Annotated in this window: 15 protein-coding genes; all 15 read left to right on the plus strand. The window is 50.0% G+C overall.

What is annotated here, in order from left to right; all coding sequences use genetic code 11:
- Window positions 1-3: 3 nt before the first annotated feature.
- On the plus strand, window positions 4-1254 hold the full coding sequence (locus DW743_RS05605) for an ABC transporter permease (protein WP_117760814.1): 1251 nt from the start codon (window positions 4-6) through the stop codon (window positions 1252-1254).
- A 275-nt stretch (window positions 1255-1529) separates the two neighbouring features.
- Window positions 1530-1997, plus strand: a complete 468-nt coding sequence (locus DW743_RS05610) for a CBS domain-containing protein (RefSeq protein ID WP_022461147.1) — start codon at window positions 1530-1532, stop codon at window positions 1995-1997.
- A 22-nt stretch (window positions 1998-2019) separates the two neighbouring features.
- Window positions 2020-3786, plus strand: a complete 1767-nt coding sequence (gene argS, locus DW743_RS05615) for an arginine--tRNA ligase (protein ID WP_022461148.1) — start codon at window positions 2020-2022, stop codon at window positions 3784-3786.
- 292 nt (window positions 3787-4078) lie between these two features.
- On the plus strand, window positions 4079-5536 hold the full coding sequence (locus DW743_RS05620; RefSeq protein ID WP_243856003.1) for a serine/threonine-protein kinase: 1458 nt from the start codon (window positions 4079-4081) through the stop codon (window positions 5534-5536).
- Window positions 5533-6978, plus strand: coding sequence for a hypothetical protein (locus tag DW743_RS05625; RefSeq protein WP_022461150.1), 1446 nt, complete (start codon window positions 5533-5535; stop codon window positions 6976-6978). Before DW743_RS05620 ends, DW743_RS05625 begins: the two co-directional genes overlap by 4 nt.
- Before the next feature lie 90 nt (window positions 6979-7068).
- Entirely contained in the window at window positions 7069-8688 is a 1620-nt protein-coding gene (locus DW743_RS18750; RefSeq protein WP_022461151.1) for an HAD hydrolase-like protein, read from the plus strand.
- A 178-nt stretch (window positions 8689-8866) separates the two neighbouring features.
- On the plus strand, window positions 8867-9598 hold the full coding sequence (gene rpsB / locus DW743_RS05635) for a 30S ribosomal protein S2 (RefSeq protein WP_022461152.1): 732 nt from the start codon (window positions 8867-8869) through the stop codon (window positions 9596-9598).
- A 120-nt stretch (window positions 9599-9718) separates the two neighbouring features.
- Complete coding sequence (tsf, locus tag DW743_RS05640; protein WP_022461153.1) at window positions 9719-10657, plus strand: translation elongation factor Ts; 939 nt, start codon at window positions 9719-9721, stop codon at window positions 10655-10657.
- A 254-nt stretch (window positions 10658-10911) separates the two neighbouring features.
- Window positions 10912-12591, plus strand: coding sequence for an FMN-binding protein (locus DW743_RS05650; protein WP_022461155.1), 1680 nt, complete (start codon window positions 10912-10914; stop codon window positions 12589-12591).
- Between the two features lie 175 nt (window positions 12592-12766).
- Window positions 12767-13174, plus strand: coding sequence for a hypothetical protein (locus DW743_RS18370; protein WP_226906371.1), 408 nt, complete (start codon window positions 12767-12769; stop codon window positions 13172-13174).
- 157 nt (window positions 13175-13331) lie between these two features.
- Window positions 13332-16070, plus strand: coding sequence for a translation factor GTPase family protein (locus DW743_RS05665; protein ID WP_117760816.1), 2739 nt, complete (start codon window positions 13332-13334; stop codon window positions 16068-16070).
- Window position 16071: 1 nt separating this feature from the next.
- Window positions 16072-16776 (plus strand): IspD/TarI family cytidylyltransferase, encoded by a 705-nt coding sequence (locus DW743_RS05670; protein WP_117760818.1) that lies wholly within the window; start codon window positions 16072-16074, stop codon window positions 16774-16776.
- Window positions 16773-17786 carry a galactitol-1-phosphate 5-dehydrogenase gene (locus tag DW743_RS05675; protein WP_117760820.1) on the plus strand — a complete coding sequence of 338 codons (1014 nt, stop codon included), beginning with the start codon at window positions 16773-16775 and terminating at the stop codon, window positions 17784-17786. The genes DW743_RS05670 and DW743_RS05675 overlap by 4 nt, the downstream gene beginning before the upstream one ends.
- A gap of 6 nt (window positions 17787-17792) precedes the next feature.
- Window positions 17793-18464 carry a ribulose-phosphate 3-epimerase gene (locus tag DW743_RS05680; RefSeq protein ID WP_022462993.1) on the plus strand — a complete coding sequence of 224 codons (672 nt, stop codon included), beginning with the start codon at window positions 17793-17795 and terminating at the stop codon, window positions 18462-18464.
- A gap of 80 nt (window positions 18465-18544) precedes the next feature.
- Window positions 18545-19105 (plus strand): manganese efflux pump, encoded by a 561-nt coding sequence (locus DW743_RS05685; protein ID WP_022462992.1) that lies wholly within the window; start codon window positions 18545-18547, stop codon window positions 19103-19105.
- The last annotated feature ends 37 nt before the right edge of the window (window positions 19106-19142 follow it).

Below are 19142 nucleotides of genomic sequence, written 5' to 3' on the forward strand. Positions count from 1 at the left end.
ATTATGTTAGAAAATGTAAGACTTTCCTTTCAGGGAATCTGGTCACACAAAATGCGTTCCTTCCTGACGATGCTGGGTATTATCATCGGAATTGCGTCGATCATCTCAATTGTCTCCACGATCAAGGGAACGAATGAGCAGATCAAACAGAACCTGATCGGAGCTGGAAACAACAACGTGACCGTCAGCTTAAAGCAGGGCGACGGTGATTACTGGATGGACAACGGACTGCCAAGCGGCGTGTCGAAACTGTCCGGTGATCAGAAAAAGCGGATCCGCGAGCAGGATCAGGTGGAAAATGCATCGTTTTACACCGAAAGAACGTATGTGAGCGGCATCGCAAAAGGAAACACAACACTGGACAGTGCGAAGGCGCTTGGAGTGGATGAAAATTATCTGTCGACGTGCGGATATCAGATTTATCAGGGACGCGGCTTTGTGGAGAGCGATTTCTCGAAGACCCACAAAGTTGTCCTCCTCGACGATACCGCAGTGCTGACACTCTTCCCGGATGAGTCGCCGGTCGGCAAAACGATCGAGATCATGGGAGAGCCGTTCACGGTGATCGGCGTGATCAAAAAAGCCGATTCGTTCCAGCCGGTCATCAATTCCAGAGATGACTACTATACGTACAATCAGGAATCCTATCCGCTGGTGCTGATGCCGGATGTCTGCTGGCCGATCGTATTCCAGTATGATGAACCGGAAAATGCCGTTGTGATGGCAAAAACGACCGAGGATATGAGCACGGTGGGAAAGACAACAGCGGATATCATGAACGAATCCGTGACCAATACAACTGATTCTCTTTCCTATCAGGCAGAGGATCTGCTGGAGAAAGCAAAGAGTCTGCAGGAGTTAGGCCAGAGCACGAACCAGCAGCTGATCTGGATCGCGAGCATTTCGCTTCTGGTCGGCGGTATCGGTGTTATGAATATTATGCTGGTATCTGTAACGGAACGTACAAGCGAGATCGGCCTGAAAAAGGCGATCGGAGCAAGAAAACGCAGAATTCTGTTCCAGTTCCTGACCGAGGCGGCGGTGCTCACCAGCATCGGCGGACTGCTCGGCGTGCTGGGCGGCATTATCATGGCACAGGTGATTTCGAGGGTATCGCAGACGCCTGTGGCGATCAGTATTCCGGCGATCATTTTCTCCGTGGTCTTCTCCATGGTGATCGGTATCGTATTCGGACTGCTGCCGTCGGTAAAAGCAGCGAACCTGAATCCGATCGATGCGCTGCGAAGAGAATAGAACAAAAAAGAGTTGAAAAATCCGTGCGGGTACAGCGTAGGTGCTGGATCCGTGCGGATTTTTTGTGCGGCGTGTGCGGATGAAACTTAAGATCTTTACTTTTTGCGGAAAGTCGGTTATACTGGAAAATAAGCGCAATTTGCGGCGCAGCAAAGAGGCATTCGAGTTTCGGATTCGGTATGTTTATGAAAATATAAGAAAGATTCAAAGACATTTCACATTCGTTTATGGTATAATCAAACAAGAGTATGACCAACGAAAAGGAGTATACGCGAATGAATATTTTGTTTTTTATCACACCGAAAAGTGAAACGGCTTATCTGTATGACGACTGCTCACTTCGGCAGGCCATCGAGAAGATCGAATATCATAAATACACGGCGGTTCCGGTACTGAACAAAAAGGGCTGCTACGTGGGAACACTGACGGAAGGAGATCTGCTCCGCATCATAAAAGAACGGTATCTGCTGAATTACCATGAAGCAGAGGATATCCCGCTCTGGCAGGTTCCAAAACGGTGGAATTATGAGTCCGTCAACATCAACAGCAACATCGAGGACCTGATCGAGATGTCCATGCGGCAGAATTTCGTTCCAGTTGTGGATGACGAGGGAATCTTCATCGGCATCATCCGAAGAAGAGATATCATCCAGTACTGTTATCAGAAAAGCGGCATCAAAGAAGAGGAAGAAGCCCGGCGCAGCGCGCGGAAACAAAACGCAGAACAGATGATTCTGCAGTAAAGAAGAAAATGAGGGAAACATTATGAAAAAACTGATCGATCTTATCCAGGAAGAGCTGGTAAAAGCCTTTACCGCTGCGGAGATGGACCCGTCCTATGCAAGGGTTTCCGTTTCCAACCGCCCGGATCTGTGCGAATACCAGTGCAACGGCGCAATGGCAGCTGCAAAAGCATACCACAAAGCACCGATCCAGCTGGCTGAAGCAGTTGTAGAAAAAGTGACCGATCACAGCGTGATCGGTGAAATTGAAGCCGTAAAACCGGGATTCATCAACCTGAAAATCAACCCGGAATTTCTGGCAGATTATCTTTCCAAAATGCAGAACGACGAAGATCTTTCTGTAGAGAAAGCAAAAAATCCGAAAACCATCATCGTAGATTACGGCGGAGCAAACGTGGCAAAACCGCTTCACGTCGGCCATCTCCGTTCCGCGATCATCGGGGAAAGCATTAAGCGTATGGGACGCTTCATGGGCCACAACATGATCGGTGACGTTCATCTTGGAGACTGGGGTCTGCAGATGGGACTGATCATCACCGAGCTGCAGGAGCGCCATCCGGAGCTTGTTTATTTTGATGAGTCCTTTACGGGAGAGTACCCGGAGGAAGCACCGTTTACGATCAGCGAGCTCGAGGAGATTTATCCTTGCGCAAGCGGCAAATCGAAAGAGGACGAGGACTATAAGAAACGTGCACTCGAGGCAACGAGAGAGCTGCAGCAGGGCAGAAGAGGATATCGTGCGATCTGGAAACACATTATGAACGTTTCTGTTGCCGATCTGAAAAAGAACTATGGAAACCTCGACGTTCATTTCGATCTGTGGATGGGTGAGTCCGATGCACAGGAGTACATTCCAGACATGGTAGATTACCTGAAAGACAATGGTTATGCACATTATGACCAGGGCGCACTCGTTGTTGATGTCAAAGAAGAGACAGACACAAAAGAGATCCCGCCGTGCATGATCTTAAAATCCGATGGGGCAGCTCTGTATGATACGACAGACCTGGCAACCATCATCCAGCGTATGAAACTGTACAAGCCGGACGAGATCTGCTATCTGGCAGACAAACGTCAGGAGCTTCACTTCGTACAGTGTTTCCGCTGTGCAAGAAAAGCAAAACTGGTGAATGATGATACCGTTCTTTCCTTTATCGGCTTTGGTACCATGAACGGAAAAGACGGAAAACCGTTCAAGACCCGTGAGGGCGGCGTTATGCGTCTGGAGCGTCTGATCGGCGAGATCAACGATGAGATGTATCAGAAGATCGTGGAGAACCGCAGCGTAAAAGATACGGATGCAAGAGGAACGGCACAGATTGTCGGACTGTCTGCTATTAAATACGGTGACCTGTCCAACCAGGCATCGAAAGATTATGTATTCGATGTTGAGAGATTTACTTCCTTCGAGGGAAACACCGGTCCGTACATCCTGTACACGATCGTTCGTACAAAATCCATCCTCGGAAAATATAAAGAAGAGGGAAATGAACTGAAGAAAGGCGCACTTCTGGCACCGAAGAGCGACAGCGAGAAAGCTCTGATGCTTTCCGTATCCCGTTTCAACGGCGTTGTGGAGAACGCATTCGAGGAGAAAGCACCGCATAAGATCTGTGCTTATATCTACGAGCTTGCAAACGAGTTCAACCATTTCTACCACGAGACCAAGATCTTAAGTGAGCAGGATGAGGCAAGAAAAGCATCTTACCTGGCACTGCTGGATCTTGTCCGCGAGGTACTTGAGACCTGCATCGACCTGCTGGGATTCTCGGCACCGGAACGGATGTAAGATTCGTCAAGAGGGAAAAAATAGATAAAAAACAGGCGATTTTTTTGGCAGCCGTCGGCTTCTGTAGTTCTTGCGGAAACGGCGGCTGTTGTGTTATACTTACATCACGATTTTTCATCCGCTTGGACATTCGTCCTGAAAAATCGATTCTATATTACTCTATCGAAGAGCCATTCGGCTCAATTTATATCCATGTACAAAAACAGAATATCGGACTGACAAACACTTTGACGTAAAAAGAGGAGGCGGGATCATTGGAAAAGTAGAACTTCCGGGAGGGAAGTATCGCCTGCTGTCAGTGCTCGGAAGAGGGGCAACGTCTGTCGTTTATCTTGCAGAGAAAACTGGATCCGGAAAGCGGTATGCAGTCAAGGTAAGTATATGTGACAGGGAAAAACTGCGCCGGGAAGCGTTTCTTTTACAGAAGTTTTCATATCCCGGGATTCCCTGTGCGGTGGAACTTCTGGAAAGTGGGACAAAAAGCTTTCTGGTGATGGAAGCTGTAAACGGAAAATCTATCGGACAGCGTATGCGTAAGGGAGAACGGTTTTCCAGCCGGGAAATTCTGAAAACGGGAATTGCCCTGAGCGGGATTCTCTGTTATCTCCATGCACAGAACCCGCCGGTTTTCTACCGGGATCTGAAGCCGGACAACGTGATGATAACAGAGCGTGGTGAAATATACCTTGTGGATTTCGGTGCAGCCGGAACAGAAGAAACGGGTGTGGAAGTCCGTTATGGAACCCGCGGTTATGCAGCGCCGGAGCAGTATGACGGGAAGTGTGACGCCCGTTCTGATCTTTATGCACTCGGCGCACTGCTTGCGGCAATGGCGAAGCATGCGAAAAAGCGGCAGAAAAGAGGACTCTGGCGGGTGATGGAAAAGTGTATGCAGAAAAAGCCGGAGGAGCGGTATGCGTCTGCCGGAGAAGTCAAAAAGGCACTGCGGCGGCTGGAAAGAAAGCAAAAAGGCAGGAAGACTCTGCGGATCTTTGCAGTTTTTGCTTTTCTGACAGGAGGAGCGGCTGCGGTTGCCAGCAGGATGCCATGGGGGCAGTTTCCGGCGGCAGACGAATGGGAGGAGCAGGGAGATCTCTGGTTCTGCGGAAATCCGGTGGAAGAAGGCAGTCTGCCGAACTACCAGAAAGCGCGGGAAGCGTTCTTAAAGGCAGACCATCTCAGTCAGGCGGGGCGTGTGGAGCAGGAACTTGTGGAATACTGTCTGGCGGATGATGCGGCAAGGGAAAAAATGCAGATGGAGCCATTGCTGGCTGAATTTTATGATGACACGCAGCAGGAGCCGGAAAAGGAAAAACGCTGCCGCAGATATCTTGCTGTTGCAGGAATGTATTTCAGTTTTTCCGAAGAACTGGCGCGTGAAAATGACACAGACGCCATGCGGAAAGGAATCGAAGTGCTGGAAAAGGCCGCAGGCGAGAATATGGAGGGGCAGTGGGAGGCGGTTATCTGGCAGAGACTGGCGGATGCGTGCTATCTTGGCGGAAAATCCGGGGATGGGGAAAGAGAACAGGACTGGTGCCAGGAGAGTTTTCTCTATTACGAACGGCTTCTGTGCAGCAGACAGGATGGAAACCGGCGGAAAAATCTGCTCAGGGCCGCAGAGCTGGCACTTCAGTTCGACATGCAGGAAAAAGCAGAACAGTACCTCAACGAGGCCGCAGAAATTCCGGGAATGGAGGAGGATATTTTTTATCAGCAGATCAGAAAAAGATGGGAGGAAGCAGGATGAGAAAAAAGACCATATGCGCAATGATGACAGGATTCCTGGCAGTCCAGGGAATCGAAGTCCACGCGGAGACACAGCAGACGACAGGCGAGGCCGCAAGTGCGGTGGAAAGCGTGGAATTAGAAGCTGAAATCATCGAGAACAGTGATGTGACAGATGCAGACGGGAAAGCCGGACCGGAGGAACTGCTGCCGGACGAAAAGTCAGAAGAAGAACCGCCTATAGAAGAGAAACCAGAGCAGGAACCAGAGCCGCCGGAAGAGAAAACAGATCCGGCAGAGACCGGAAAGAAAGAGAAAGAAGGAGAAGAAAAAATGCTTCCCCCGACGGTAATTCCGGATCCGGAGAAAGAACCAGCGGAAAGGTGGGAAGAAGAGGAGAAAGAAATTTCGGAAGATTCAGAATCGGGGAAGCCAGGAGAATTGCCGGAGGCAGGAGATATGGGTTCCGGGGAATCGGAATCAGAGGAAGGATGTGAAGAAACAGATACAAAAGAATCAGAGACAGAAGAGTCAGATTCGGAGAGAACGGATTTTGGAGAAATGGACACAGAAAAACCAGATTATGAAGATACAGGTTCAGAAAAATCCGGAACGGAAAATTTGATGCCAGAAGATCCGGAACCGGAAAAGCCTGATATGGAAGAAACGAAGCAGGAATCTCCGTCAACCGAAAAAGAGTCAGAAAATCAAACCTCGGAAACAAAAGCACCAGAAAAAGAGGAGCCTACCGTAATGCCAGATGCCGGAAAGTCAAACACAGAAAAGCAGGAACAAACGGGGCCCGGGCAATCGTCTCCGGAGAAAGAAGAACTCAAAACAGACGAACAGCTGCCCGTTGCTGCAGCCACGCCCGAGGAGGTGACCCAAGATCCAGATGATATTCCGCTACAAACAGAAGAAAGCAGTCCTCCGCCTGCCGAAACTCCATCTAAGAGTGCCGGGGAGGAGCCATCTCAAATACGGCCGCAGATCATCGCCGATTTCGTATTATCACAGATAGCAGACGAAGATTTCGAAGCGCCGAACCCCCTGATTATCCGCCCGGCCGACACCAGCGTCGAAATAGATCCCGGTTATACCCCGGAAATTCTGCTCGAGGGAGCCGCCGACACGGCTGAAATTCTTTCCTGCATGGTAAATGGCTCCGAAGCCGAATATGAATGGAAAGAAAACAAAATCTGTCTGAAAGCCGAGAGCCTTTCCGAAGGCTACAACCGCATCACTGTAAAAGTGCGTGGCGCAGACGGCATTGTACGAACCATGAAACCGTGGGAAGTCAACGTGAAACCAAAAACTTCCACACTTGTCAGCCAAAGAACCAGCCAGAAACCAAAAGGAACCCGCCTCTTGCAGTCCTTAAGGCGCCTCTGGAACCTGATTCGTGCCATTGCCGAAATTCAGAATCAGACCACCCGCTATCTGCGTGCACTCTGCAGAAAATAGCCTGATCCGGTTTTGTTTGTATTTCTAATTTCGATATGCTAGAATAAAAGACATGTCATACGATAAAAAAGTAAAAGAGGAAATAAGAGTATGTCAGATATGATATTATTTGATCTGGACGGAACCCTGACCGATTCCGGTCCTGGAATTACAAGATGCGTACAGTATGCGCTGGCATCCTTTGGCATCGAAGAGCCGGATCTGGAAAAACTGAACTGTTACGTGGGACCGCCGCTTCTGGAATCTTTCATGAATTTTGCAGGCCTTGGCTGCGAAGAAGCACAGCAGGCCATCACAAAATACCGGGAGCGGTACGAGGCAGAGGGCATTTTTGAAAATGAAGTATACGAGGGAATCCCGGAGGTTCTGGCGTATCTGAAAGAGAAGGGAAAAATTCTGGCGGTAGCATCGTCCAAACCGGAAAAATACGTGGAGCAGATCCTGGAGCATTTCGAAATCAGAAAGTATTTTACCGTAGTAACCGGTTCAGAAATGAACGAAACCAGAACCGACAAAGGAGAAGTCATCGCAGAGACGCTGCGCCGACTCGGAGCAGAAGACAGCCGTTCCGACGTGGTGATGGTTGGTGACAGAAGCTATGACGTAATCGGGGCAAGAGAAAACGGACTGCTCTGTGTCGGCGTATCGTATGGGTACGGCGGAAGAGAAGAACTCGAGGCAGCAGGTGCCGCAAAGGTATGTGATACACCGGAAGAACTGAAACTGCTGGCGGAGGATCCGAAAGAAGAGAAGAAAAGACGCGACCGCATCAAAAAAATGAAGCCGGAGCGTATCCCGTGGCTGACAAGAGGAGAAAGTGGAACAGGAATCTTTGCGCAGAAAGAGAAAAAAGCAGAGAATATAAAAGAAAAAAGGACAGCGAAAACAGAGCCAAAAACGGAGGAAATCGTAATTCCTATCCAGCGGAAGCTATGGCGTCTTTTAAAACCGCTTCTGACGTACGAACTGTTTCTGATCGGAGCAACCGTACTTCTGGCGCTGATCCTGATGACGTTTACGACCGGCGGTTATCTGGAAGAGCGTATGCACGCGACATCCGTTCTTGCATCAGCAATCGGCAGTCTGGCGGCGATCCCGGTTCTCTGGAAACAGTACAAAAAAGATGAAGGCATGTTCCCGAAACCGGAAAAACGGTGGAGTGCGGCAGAGGCAGCCGCCTGTATTCTGCTGGTTATGACCTTCGGCCATCTCCTGAATACTGTAATGAACGTGACCGGCTTTACCAGAATCTTTTCCGGCTATCAGGACATGGCATCAAAGATTTATGAAGGACAGAACCCGCTGCTTCTGATCCTGTCCGTCGGTGTGCTGAGCGCGGCCGCAGAGGAAATTGTTTTCCGCGGCATGATTTACCGCAGGGCAAAAGATTTCTGGGGAACCGGCTGGGGCATCGCAGCATCATGTCTGCTGTTCGGTGCATATCACGGCAATGTGACGCAGTTTGTCTATGCAGCCGTGGTAAGTGTGCTTCTGATCCTTATTTATGAGCGGTGCGGAACACTCCTTGCCCCGGTTCTTGCGCACATGGCAGAAAATATCTGGGGACTTTACCGGAGCCAGTTCGTATCCTGGATGACCCAAAAAGCACCGGCAGGTGCATGGATGTTCATCTTTTTGGAAGCGGTAATCTGCGCCGGAACGTTCTGGTATCTGTTTTTAAAGGATAAACAGGGAAAAACACAAAAATAACAGAAAAAAACCGCAGAATCCGCGAAAAAAATGCTTGTCATGAAAAAAACTCTGTGATACAATCTTACTGTTGCACAATAAGCACCCATGCGGTACCAAGGATGGTGCCTGTTTTTTGAAAAACAGGTTCCAAGGTGAAAAAACATGGGGAAGAATAAAACCATAAGGAGATAAAACAATGAGCGTAATTTCAATGAAACAGTTACTGGAAGCCGGTGTTCATTTCGGACATCAGACAAGAAGATGGAATCCTAAAATGGCTCCGTACATCTACACAGAGCGTAATGGTATCTACATCATCGACCTGCAGAAATCTGTAGGAATGGTAGATGACGCATACAAAGCTGTTGCAGACATCGCAGCAGACGGCGGCACAATCCTTTTCGTAGGAACCAAAAAACAGGCTCAGGACGCTATCGCTGTTGAGGCAGAGCGCTGCGGAATGTACTATGTAAACGAGAGATGGCTCGGCGGTATGCTGACCAACTTCAAAACCATCCAGAGCCGTATTGCAAGACTGAAAGCAATCGAGACCATGGAGCAGGATGGCACCTTCGAAGTTCTTCCGAAAAAAGAAGTCATTGAGTTAAAGAAAGAGCTTGCAAAACTGCAGAAAAACCTTGGCGGTATCAAAGAAATGAAGAGACTGCCGGACGCTATCTTCGTAGTAGATCCGAAAAAAGAGAGAATCTGCGTACAGGAAGCTCATACACTGGGAATTCCGCTGATCGGTATCTGCGATACCAACTGCGATCCGGAAGAGCTTGACTATGTAATTCCGGGTAATGACGACGCTATCCGTGCCGTAAAACTGATCGTTTCCAAAATGGCAGACGCAGTTATCGAGGCAAAACAGGGCGAGGCTGAGGAAGCTGCATACGAAGAAGCAGCAGAGACAGACGCTGAATAATTTACGCGAAGTAATGAACTGGGGGGAACTTGAAATTCAGGTTCCCTTCGGCGAATCTCACAATAGCAGACCGGCATGAAGATGCAGTCTGCTGAATCACGTATACGGAGGAATAAAACAATGGCTATTACAGCAGCAATGGTAAAAGAGTTAAGAGAAGTAAGCGGTGCTGGTATGATGGACTGCAAGAAAGCTCTTACAGCTACCGAAGGTGATATGGACAAAGCAATGGAGTTCCTGAGAGAAAAAGGACTTGCTACTGCTCAGAAAAAAGCTGGCAGAATCGCAGCTGAGGGTATCGTTATGCTGAACGTATCCGAGGATGGAAAGAAAGCTGTCGCTGTAGAAGTAAACGCTGAGACAGACTTCGTTGCAAAGAACGAGAAATTCCGTGGCTATGTAGCACAGGTTGCAGAGCAGGCTATGGATACAACTGCAGCAGACGTAGAAGGATTCCTGGCAGAGCCTTGGAAATTCGATACCAACGAGACCGTTGGCGAAGAGCTGGCTCATCAGATCGCTACCATCGGCGAGAACATGAACATCCGTCGTTTCCAGCAGGTAAAAGAGGAGAACGGTTTCGTTGCTTCTTATACTCATATGGGCGGTAAAATCGGTGTTCTGGTTGACGTTGAGACAGATGTTGTAAACGATGACCTCAAAGAGATGGCTAAAAACGTTGCAATGCAGATTGCAGCTCTTCGTCCGCAGTACACAAACCGCGACGAAGTAAGCGCTGATTACATCGCACATGAGAAAGAAATCCTCATGGCTCAGATTCAGAACGACCCGAAAGAGTCTCAGAAACCGGAAAAAGTTATCCAGGGAATGATCCAGGGCCGTATCAACAAAGAGCTCAAAGAGATCTGCCTGCTTGACCAGGTATACGTAAAAGCAGAAGACGGAAAACAGTCCGTAGCTCAGTACGTAGCACAGGTTGCTAAAGCAAACAACGCAACCGTAGCAGTAAAAGGTTTCGTTCGTTTCGAGACCGGTGAAGGAATCGAGAAGAAAGAAGAGAACTTTGCTGAGGAAGTTGCTAAACAGATGAACGCATAATTCAACTGTGAATTTGTAAAAATAACGCAAAAATATAAAACCCTCATAAATGTGCAGAAAATACACGATTTATGAGGGTTTTTTACTGTCACAGGCAGTATCCATCGGAAATGCAGTAAGTGCCCTGAAGGATACCGTCCCCGGAGATTTCCCGGCAATGAATCTTTCGGAGATTTGTGAATTAATCCAGGAACATAAATCGAATGGTCCGGTAATGGAGATGAAACGTTAAACATAAGAAAAGAGGAACAAATTTGAAAAAACAAGACAAAAGAAACTGGCCGAAAGCAGTGATTCAGATCCTTTCTTTCCTGCTGATCCCGGGCTTGTTTGAGGCGCAGTTTTCTGCGGTTGGGACGATTATTTCCGCAGTTTATCAGGGGACGGTTTCGTGGGAACGGATCAGGTATTCGGTATGGATGGTGCTGGCGACGGTTCCGGCGGTGATTATTGTGGGACGGTTTTTCTGCGGATATTTCTGCAGCTTCGGGGCTGTGCAGGATTTTCTGTGGTTTGCAGGAAATAAGCTGAAAAAGCGGTTTCGAAAAGCAGGTGCGAAAAACCTGCATTCAAATTCAAAGAAGAGTGGAAGAAATGTTCCAACAGGCTGGATCAAATATGGTGTGCTCCTGTTCTGGGCAGTCTTCGTATGGAGCGGTATGATAAAATGGAACATCGCAGGGCCGTGGCAGGTGTTTGGACAGTACAGTTCCATCGGACACTGGCCGGGTGTGAAGCCGATGTTTTCGATTGGCGGTGCGCTGATTCTGGTGATTTTCGTCGGATCCGTCTTAATCCAGCGCTTTTTCTGCCGGTATCTCTGTCCCATGGGAGCCATCTACAGCCTGATTTCCAGATGTACGCTGTTAAAAATTGTAAAACCGCGGAGCAAATGCGGAAGCTGCCGTCTCTGTACTGCAAAATGTACCATGGGAATTGATCTGACAGAAAAAGAGCAGACGGCAGGCGGCGAGTGTATTGGATGCGGGGTATGTATAAACGGATGTCTGAAGAACAATGCACACTGGAAGTACCGATACAGCGTGTGGATCGGTGTCGGGGTGACCTGCCTTACGATTGCAGCGTCACAGTTCCTGATCCGGAGCGAGAGCGGTTCCGTTGGTAAGACAGCAGGTGATGCGGCCATTGATACGGCAGAACAGAATCTGGACAGCAGATTCCAGGACGGCACTTATTCCGGAAGTGGAGAAGGCTACCGCGGAACCGTGACCGTTTCCGTAAAAGTGGAACAGGGAACGATAACCGGACTGACGATAGAGAACGCCGAGGATGATCAGACATATCTGGACAGAGCAAAGTCAGGAATCTTTTCGGAAATCATGAAAAAACAGAGTGCCGAGGAGATAGATACCGTTTCCGGCGCCACCTACAGCAGTAAAGGGTTGATTGAGGCCACTCAAAATGCGTTAAAAGAAGCCGCCGGAGATGAGAATACTGTACAGGAAAATACAGCATCTGAATCGACGGATACAACGGAAGAAAAACAGGCATTCCTGGACGCCGGCCGTTTCCACGACCTGAAAGACGGCATCTGCACGGGTACCGCCGATGCCTTCCGCGGGGATGTCGAAGTGCAGGTAACGGTAGAAAACCAGAAAGTGACCGACATCTCCATCCTTTCCTACTGCGACACCGAGGAATACTTTTTCCGTGCAGCGCCTTACGTGATAGGGCAGATGAAAGAAGAACAGAGCCTTAACATCGACGCCTTGAGCGGTGCCACCTACAGCAGCAACGGTATCATTCACGCCACCGCCAATGCACTCGAAATCCCGGAAGACGAATATGCACCGCGTCCTGGCCGGGATCTGGCACATAAGCAGAAAGAGCACGGTCATATTGTAAAACATACGATCGAGAGCCAGGAGCAGTATGAAGAAAAAGTAAAAGAATACGAAGACGCACAGAATTAAAAAACAAAAATAATCTCAAAATAAGCACTGTAAATACATTCATCTGTATTTGCAGTGCTTTTCTGCTGTAACAGAACCCCGCCCGACTGCATCAAAAATATAAAAAATTTAACAATCATTTGATATAGACCTTATAGGAACAGGATAGCAGTTAAAATACAAATGTGCTACGATCGTGATTGTAGTAAAAAATATTCTGAAAGAAATGGCAGGAACAGTAAAAATACAGCGGTTAGGCTGGAGTCTGGAATGGATGCAGCGCATATCTGAAAAAGGAAACGAAAACCTGGGACAGCTGGGATATACGGATCATTCGCAGAAACACTGTATGCAGGTTGCCCATCATGCAGAGTACGGTACACTTCTTGCAAATGAACTTTTAAAAGAAACGGATATGACGTTGGAAGACAGAGTAACCATCGTTCCTCGGTTCTGCAGTTATTGCAGCTGTAAAACTGGCAGGCGGAACGATCAACGTGGCGGTTGCATGCCTGGCGATTTTATTTGCACTGGGATTTGTTTTCCTGAAAATTGCAGATCGGCAGCCGATGGCGGGGGAGAGATAAAACAGAACATAGCATAAAAAATCTCAAAGCAGGAGAGAAATCCGCTTTGAGATTTTTTGCGTTTCACTCCGGGGTTCCGCAATGAGAGGTTTTGTGGTACAATAAGCAGTGAGTCGGGCCGCAGGGGATGAGGGGGCCTGAAAAATATGAATCATACAGACAGGATGAAACAAAATGGAAAAAACCAAAAAACTGGCGGTAGGCATTTTAGCGCATGTCGATGCGGGAAAGACGACGCTGGCAGAGGGAATTTTATATAAAACAGGCCAGATCCGGAAAGCCGGAAGAGTGGATCACAAGGACGCCTTTCTGGACACGGAGGAACTGGAAAAAGCAAGGGGTATCACGATCTTTTCCAAACAGGCCGTGCTGAAGCTGAACGAGACGGAGGTCACACTCCTTGACACGCCGGGCCATGTGGATTTCTCGGCGGAGATGGAGCGCACTTTACAGGTCATGGACTATGCGGTTCTTCTGATCAGCGGTGCGAACGGCGTGCAGGGTCATGTGGAAACCCTGTGGCGGCTGCTCGCGCGGTATGAGATCCCGGTCTTTCTCTTTATCAACAAGATGGATCAGCCGGGCACGGATGCGGAAAAACTGCTGGAAGAACTGCAGAGCCGTCTCTCAGAGCACTGCCTGAATTTCTCGCAGGATCTCCAGAACGCAGAATTGCTGGAAGAACTCGCCATGTGTGATGAGGACGTGCTGGAGCAGTATCTGGAAACGGGAAGCGTGGAAGAAGACCAGATCCGCACGATGATCGCAGAGCGGAAGGTTTTTCCGTGCTGCTTTGGCTCTGCACTCAAGATGGAGGGCGTGACGGAATTTCTGAAAATTCTGGACCGGTTTACAAAAACGCCGGAGTACGGCGGGGATTTTGGCGCGCGCGTTTTTAAGATTTCAAGGGACACGGCAGGAAACCGTCTGACGCATCTGAAAATCACGGGCGGCGTGCTGAAGGTGAAGCAGATGCTCGGCGAAGAAAAGGCAGACCAGATCCGTATTTATTCCGGTGCGGGCTATACGATGGTACAGGAAGCACCGGCGGGGACGATCTGTGCCGTAACGGGACTGAACAGCACTTTCTCCGGTCAGGGCATCGGCAACGAAACCGAGGCGGAAAAACCGGTGCTGGAGCCGGTGCTGACGTACCGCATCGAGCTTCCGCCGGACTGCGATGTCCATCAGATGCTTGGAAAACTGCGCCAGTTAGAAGAAGAAATCCCGGAGCTCCACATTGTCTGGAATGAGCGCCTCGCGGAAATCCATGCGCAGGTCATGGGTGAGGTGCAGATCGAGATCTTAAAGAGTCTGATCCACGAGCGTTTCGGCGAATGGGTGGAATTCGGAGCCGGAAATATTGTATACAAAGAGACGATCCGCAGTACCGTGGAGGGTGTCGGCCATTTCGAGCCGCTGCGCCATTATGCGGAAGTTCATTTGCTGCTGGAGCCGGCAGAACCGGGCAGCGGACTGCAGATTGGAACCGTCTGCAGCGAGGACACCCTGGACCGCAACTGGCAGCGTCTGATCCTCACACATCTGCTGGAGCGGAAGCATCCCGGCGTGCTGACCGGGTCGGAGATTACCGATATGAAAATCACGCTGGTCAAGGGCCGTGCGCACATTAAGCACACCGAGGGCGGCGACTTCCGCCAGGCGACGTACCGTGCGGTGCGGCAGGGGCTGAAAAAAGCAGAATCCGTTCTACTGGAGCCGGTCTATGCGTTCCGTCTGGAAATTCCGTCGGAATCGACGGGACGGGCGCTGAACGATATCCAGCGGATGTACGGCAGCTTTGAACCGCCGGAAATGGAAGGCGATATGACAGTGATCACCGGAACCGCACCGGTTGTGACGATGCGGGATTATCAGAAAGAAGTGACTGCTTACAGCCGGGGACGCGGAAGAGTGTTCTGTACCTTAAAAGGATATGAGCCGTGTCACAACGCGGAGGAAGTGATTGCCTCCATCGGCTACGATTCCGAGGCGGATGTGGAAAATCCGACGGGTTCTGTGTTCTGTGCCCACGGGGCAGGCTTTGTCGTTCCATGGAATGAAGTGGAAGACCATATGCATCTGGAATACACGCTGGAAAATCCGGAAGAAGAAAGCGATTCAGCCGAATCTGCGGCAGACCGGAGCGGCGGAGCATCCTCTGTGCAGAAAGCAAAAAAAGCATCCGACCGCGTGCCGATGGCAGCTTCCCTGCAGGAGGCAGAGGAGCTGGAAGAAATCTTTACGAGGACATACGGCAAAGTGGAGCGGAAGCGCGCCGGTTTCGAGCGGCGGACACATCCGGTCACCTCGTCATCCGGCATCGGGGATCCCAAATATGCAAAATCAAACCGCCCGAAGGAGCCGCAGGAGGAATATCTGCTGGTGGACGGCTATAACATTATTTTTGCATGGGATGATTTAAATGAGCTGGCGAAGTATAATATTGAGAGCGCCAGAGGAAAGCTGATGGACATCCTGTCAAATTATCAGGGATATAAAAAAATAACGCTGATTCTTGTCTTTGATGCCTACAAAGTAAAAGGCAACCAGGGTGAGGTCGGCATGTACCATAATATTCATGTCGTTTATACGAAAGAGGCGGAGACGGCTGACCAGTACATCGAGAAAACGGTTCACAGGATCGGCCACAACGGCAACGTAACGGTGGCTTCCTCGGACGGTCTCGAGCAGATCATCATTATGGGAGCGGGCGCGCATCGTCTCTCCGCACGGGATCTGCGCACCGAGATTGAACATACAAACGGCCAGATCCGGGAAAACTATCTGGAGAAAGAACAGAAAACGAAGTCGTACCTGCTGGAGAACGCCTCCGGAGAACTGGGAGACTTTTTAAAAGAGCTGGAAGAAGAGCGAAAAAAAGAGAGTAAAAAGAGCAAAGGAAAGGCTTAAGATGAATTACGCAATCATACTATCGGGGGGAATCGGAACGAGAATGCAGATGGGGGATTTTCCGAAGCAGTATCTGGAAGTGGAAAAGAAACCGATTCTGCTGTATACGCTGGAGCAGTTTCAGAAAAGCAGTGCCGTTGAGAAAATCGTCATCGTGGCGGCAGATGCCTGGAGAGAGAAGATCCGCGGATGGATGGAAGAAGACGGGATTACGAAATTTCTCGCCTTTGCGGATGCCGGGGATACGCGGCAGGAATCCATTCATAATGGCCTTACCGTCTGCATGGAGGATTCCGTATCGGAGAACGACGGTGTGATCATCCACGACGGCGTGCGGCCTCTGGTGAGCGAACAGCTGATTGGCGACTGCCTTGCGGCGCTTGCCGATCATGAGGGCTGTATGCCGGTGCTGCCGATGAAGGACACGATCTATCAGAGCAGCGACGGAACGAAAATTGACCATCTGCTGGAGCGCAGCACGCTGTTTGCCGGTCAGGCGCCGGAAGCTTTCCGGCTGCATCCGTACGCGAAGATCAACCGGGAAGCATCGGAAGAGGAGCTGTCCCTCACAAGGGGAACAAGTGAAATTGCCTACCGCCATGGAATGGATGTGGCGATGATCCCAGGGGATGAGCGGAACTTTAAGATTACAACAAGGAGCGACCTGGAGCGTTTCTGTACGATTGTGGAAGGAGAAACGAAATGAGAGCATACGAGCTGCATGGAGTCAATGATTTAAGAAGGGAAGACATCGAAAAACCGGAAATCCCATCCGGCTGGGTTCTGGTGCAGGTAAAGGCATCAGGAATCTGCAGCTCCGATATTCCGCGGATTTTCACAAACGGAACATACCATTTTCCAACGATTCCGGGTCACGAGTTTTCAGGCGTGGTTGCCGCATACGGCGAGGGTGTGCCGGAAGAGCGAGTTGGAAAACGGGTCGGCATTTTCCCGCTGATCCCATGCCGCACCTGCCCGCAGTGCCGGCAGAAAAAATATGAGATGTGCGAACACTACGATTACCTCGGCTCGCGCCGGGACGGCGGCTTTGCGGAATACGTAGCCGTGCCGGACTGGAACCTGATGGAGCTGCCGGAAAACGTCAGCTTCCGCGAGGCAGCAATGCTGGAGCCGCTCTCTGTGGCGCTTCATGCGGTGAAACGAAGCGGTGTGAAGCCGGGCGATACCGCAGCAGTGATCGGAACGGGCATGATCGGTTTTGCAGCGGCAGCGTGGGCGAAAGCGCTCGGCGCCGAAACCGTTTTTGTGATTGGACGGGGCGAAGCAAAACGTGCGATCGCAGAACAGATCCCGGGCATCTCATATGTGATGGAAGAGGAGAGTAAAGCGATTCAGGCGGATGTTGTAGTAGAAGCGGTCGGAACGCCGCAGGCCGTTTCCAGTGCAGTTCTTCTTGCGAGACCAGGCGGAAGCATCGTGCTGATGGGAAATCCATCGGGCGATCTTGCGATGGAAAAGAACGTGTACTGGCGCATCCTGCGCAAACAGCTGAACCTGATGGGAACGTGGAATTCTTCTTATGAAAAAGATGAAGCCTGCGACTGGACGGAGGTACTCGATGCGCTTTCGAAGAAGAAAATCCCGGCACAGGCGCTGATCACGCACTGTTTCCCGTCCGAAAAGCTGATGGACGGACTGGAACTGATGAAAAATCATAAAGAGCCATACTGCAAAGTAATGGTTTCATGGGAGTAGAAAAATATGAGAAAAAGTCAGATATCGGCATCCATGATGTGCTCAAACCTTGTGGATCTGCAGGCGACGATCGATGTATTTGAAAAAGAAAAAGTCGAATATCTCCATATCGATGTGATGGACGGCGAGTTCGTTCCGAACTTCGGCCTTGGCGTCGACTACATCCGCGGACTGCGGGAACTGACGAGTATTCCGCTTGATCTTCATCTGATGATTAAAGACCCGGAGTACAAGCTGCCGTGGATCGGCATTCACAAAGAGGACATCGTGACGATTCATTATGAGAGCACTTTCCAGGTGCAGCGCGCGCTCGATTACCTCGTGCCGTACGGCTGCAAGCGGTTCCTCGCGATCAACCCGGCGACACCGATCGGGCAGATCGAGGAAGTGCTTGATTATATCGACGGCGTCAATCTTCTGATGGTGAATCCGGGCTTTGCCGGACAGAAAATTGTGCCGAGTACGCTGCGCAAGGCGGAAAAGCTGCAGAAATTTCTGCAGGAGATGCACCGGGAGGACATCATTTTAGAAGTGGACGGAAACATTACGAAGGAGCACGGCGCGACGCTGCGTTCCTGTGGAGCCAGCATTTTTGTGGCGGGAACTTCGAGCATTTTCTGCACCGATGTATCGCACTTCGGAGAAAAAATCCGGGAATTCCGGAAAGCAGTGGAATAAGAAAAAGAACTGCCTTCCCGGGATGCACGGTTTGAAAAACAGACGAATACTGTAAAGTGAGAAATGACGGAGTGTGTCATATGGTAGAATTGCTTCTGCTTGCTGCGGCGCTCTCAGCCGATAACTTTGCAGTAAGCATCGGATATGGAAGCAGCAATACGAGAATTTCACCCGGCATGACGGCGCTGCTGAATCTGTTTTGCAGTGCTGCCCTGGTTGCTTCCGCGCAGTTTGGAAAAAGATTTCTGCAGTCCGCAGGACCGGAATGGGGAACCAGAGTGGGTGCGGGCTGCTTTTTTCTTATGGGAACGCTGAAAATTTTTGAAGAACTGAGAAAACGCAGAAGAAAAAAGCAGGGAAAACCAGAAACAAGACTGGAACATCTGGAAAAACAGCTCCACCCACTGGAATTTGGCCTGCTGGCGGTTTCGATGTCGGTGGATGGAATTGTCTCCGGCGTCTTTGCCGCGGATCTTCCGGTGACAGGAGGACAGATCTTTTTTGCCTCCTTCGCGGTCGGAATGGCGGCGATGTATGCCGGAACTGCCATCGGAAAAAAGACGGGGCAGAAAAACGGCGGAAACGGAGCACTGTTCGGAGGAATTCTGTTCTATTTACTGGCGTTTTTAAAGCTCACATAGAATTACATGTAAGAAAGAAAAACCAGCAGATCCCGGC

The sequence above is a fragment of the Blautia sp. AM28-27 genome, assembly GCF_003480905.1.
Lineage (GTDB): Bacteria > Bacillota > Clostridia > Lachnospirales > Lachnospiraceae > Fusicatenibacter > Fusicatenibacter saccharivorans.

Excerpts from the sequence above, each read along its gene's own strand:
- DW743_RS05685 (WP_022462992.1), top strand. The coding sequence starts at position 18,545 with ATGGTAGAATTGCTTCTGCTTGCTGCGGCGCTCTCAGCCGATAACTTT.
- DW743_RS05665 (WP_117760816.1), top strand. The coding sequence starts at position 13,332 with ATGGAAAAAACCAAAAAACTGGCGGTAGGCATTTTAGCGCATGTCGAT.
- rpsB (WP_022461152.1), top strand. The coding sequence starts at position 8,867 with ATGAGCGTAATTTCAATGAAACAGTTACTGGAAGCCGGTGTTCATTTC.
- DW743_RS05675 (WP_117760820.1), top strand. The coding sequence starts at position 16,773 with ATGAGAGCATACGAGCTGCATGGAGTCAATGATTTAAGAAGGGAAGAC.
- DW743_RS05625 (WP_022461150.1), top strand. The coding sequence starts at position 5,533 with ATGAGAAAAAAGACCATATGCGCAATGATGACAGGATTCCTGGCAGTC.
- DW743_RS18750 (WP_022461151.1), top strand. The coding sequence starts at position 7,069 with ATGTCAGATATGATATTATTTGATCTGGACGGAACCCTGACCGATTCC.
- argS (WP_022461148.1), top strand. The coding sequence starts at position 2,020 with ATGAAAAAACTGATCGATCTTATCCAGGAAGAGCTGGTAAAAGCCTTT.
- DW743_RS05670 (WP_117760818.1), top strand. The coding sequence starts at position 16,072 with ATGAATTACGCAATCATACTATCGGGGGGAATCGGAACGAGAATGCAG.
- DW743_RS05610 (WP_022461147.1), top strand. The coding sequence starts at position 1,530 with ATGAATATTTTGTTTTTTATCACACCGAAAAGTGAAACGGCTTATCTG.
- tsf (WP_022461153.1), top strand. The coding sequence starts at position 9,719 with ATGGCTATTACAGCAGCAATGGTAAAAGAGTTAAGAGAAGTAAGCGGT.
- DW743_RS05680 (WP_022462993.1), top strand. The coding sequence starts at position 17,793 with ATGAGAAAAAGTCAGATATCGGCATCCATGATGTGCTCAAACCTTGTG.
- DW743_RS05605 (WP_117760814.1), top strand. The coding sequence starts at position 4 with ATGTTAGAAAATGTAAGACTTTCCTTTCAGGGAATCTGGTCACACAAA.